The sequence below is a fragment of the Antrihabitans spumae genome (genome assembly GCF_043944905.1).
Lineage (GTDB): Bacteria > Actinomycetota > Actinomycetes > Mycobacteriales > Mycobacteriaceae > Antrihabitans > Antrihabitans spumae.
This window is the reverse complement of record NZ_JBIMSN010000183.1, coordinates 1-2,232: the sequence shown is the minus strand read 5'-3', so window position 1 is coordinate 2,232 and position 2,232 is coordinate 1. Positions and strand designations below refer to the sequence as shown.

The following is a 2,232-nucleotide window of genomic DNA, read 5'->3' as shown; positions in this document are numbered from 1 at the left end:
GTGCGGGCCAAGTACTCCAACTCGCCATGACGATTCCATCGCACCAAGTCCCCGGTGCGATACATCCGCGCACCCGCCACAAACGGATCGGCGACGAATCGCTCGCTTGTCAGGTCAGGTCGACCCACATACCCTCGCGCCAACTGCACACCGGACATGTACAACTCGCCGGCAACGCCTGCCGGCACTGGTCGCAGCCGCGAATCCAAAACGAAAGCCCGCGAATTCCACACCGGCGCACCGATCGGCACCGAACCCACGGTGCCCGGCGCGACGCGTGCATGCGTCGCGTGCACAGTGAACTCGGTCGGACCGTAAAGGTTGAACGCTTCTGCGTCGGTGATTCGGTCCAATGCGGTGACTAATTCACCGGCCAACGCCTCACCGGCGACCATTACTACTCGCAACGAATCCAGTTCACCCGCAACGGTATTCGCGGAGAACACTGCGAGCATCGATGGAACGAAGGATGTCATCGTCACGCGTTCGGTGGCGATAACGCCCGCCAGGTACGCCGGATCGCGGTGCCCGTCGGGCACCGCAACGACCATTCGCGCACCAACAGCCAGAGCGCCGAACAACTCCCACACCGAAACATCAAATGTCGCCGGCGTCTTCCACAACACGACATCGTCGGCGGCGATGCCATACTCAGTGGTGATCCACCGAACCTGATTCACGACCGACTTGTGTGCTACCGCGACACCCTTCGGACGACCCGTCGACCCCGATGTGAAGATCACATACGCCAAGTTCTCTGGGCGCAACGGTGCCAATCGCTCTGCATCTCCTATAGGCGCATCCGAAACATCGGACAAGTCAACAGTATCGACCGCCAGTACGCGGACCCCTTGCGGCGCGAAATCGGTGCCCGATGTTGTCAAAGCCAGCACCGGCGCGGCGGTCTCGACGACGTATTCCAACCGATCTGCGGGTTGGTCGAGATCCAGCGGAACGTACGCCGCACCGGCCTTCACAACTGCGTACATACCGACCAGGAGGTCCAGTGAACGGCGCATCCCTAACGCGACCCGCGCCTCCGGTCCGACACCTTCCGAAATCAAATAACGCGCAAGGCGATTCACACGAGAATCGAACGCCGCATACGTCAACGCCGAACCCTCGAATACGACCGCGATAGCCTCAGGCGACGACTCAACCTGCGCGTCGAACGATGTCAACAAGGTCGCCGAAGGCTCAAGCGCGCGCGCCGTGTCGTTCCACTCGGCCAGCACCTGCGACCGCTCGGCAGCGTCCAACAACTCGATATCACCAACAGCCACACCAGGATCGGTCGCAACCGCTGAGAGTATTCGCACGAAGCGATCCGCGAATGAGACCACGGTCGACTCATCGAATAAATCCGTCGCATACGTGAACGTGACTGCAAAACCACCGGCACCACCCCCGTCTGCGACCAGCTCAGACAATGTGACCTGCAGGTCGAACTTCGCCAACCCCGTATCGAACTCCACCGCCGACACGGTCAGCCCCGGCAACTCCAGGGACGTCTGCCCCATGTTCTGGAATGCGAGCATCACCTGGAACAGCGGATGCCGTGCTTGTGACCGCGCGGGGTTGAGGACCTCGACCAAACGCTCGAACGGCAGATCTGCATGACCGAATGCCTGCAAGTCCGTCTCTCGCACTGTCGCGACCAAATCGGTGAACGACGCCGAGGATTCCACTTCTGTGCGCAATACCAGCGTGTTGACGAACATGCCGACTAAATCGTCCAGCGCTGCGTCACCACGCCCCGCAACCGGCGTCCCGACCACGATGTCGCTCGTACCCGACAGACGCGCCAACAACACCGCCAACGCCGCGTGCACGACCATGAACTGACTCGACCCCGCCGACCGCGCCAGTTCCACGACACCACGGTGAACGTCCGCCGCCACCGAAACCGAAAGCGACGCACCGCGAGACGAAGCCACCACAGGTCGCGGCCGGTCCACCGGCAGGTCCAACTGATCTGGCAGACCCGCCAACTTCGCACGCCAGTAGCTCAATTGACCCGAGATCAACGACTCCGGATCGGACTCGTCTCCCAAAACTTCCCGCTGCCACAACGCATAATCTGCATACTGCACGGGCAACGGCGACCAGCCAGGGACATCACCGCGCGACCGCGCCTCGTAGGCCGTCACGACGTCGCGGGTCAACGGCAACATCGAGAACCCGTCCCCCGCGATGTGGTGCACCACAACTACTAACACGAACTCTCCAGGT

1 protein-coding gene is annotated in these 2,232 nt (G+C 61.7%); it reads right to left on the bottom strand.

Annotated features, from left to right (window positions below):
• Window positions 1–2,232, bottom strand: a 2,232-nt coding sequence (locus ACHIRB_RS31055) for a non-ribosomal peptide synthetase (protein WP_395127851.1), incomplete at both ends; no start/stop codon positions are given.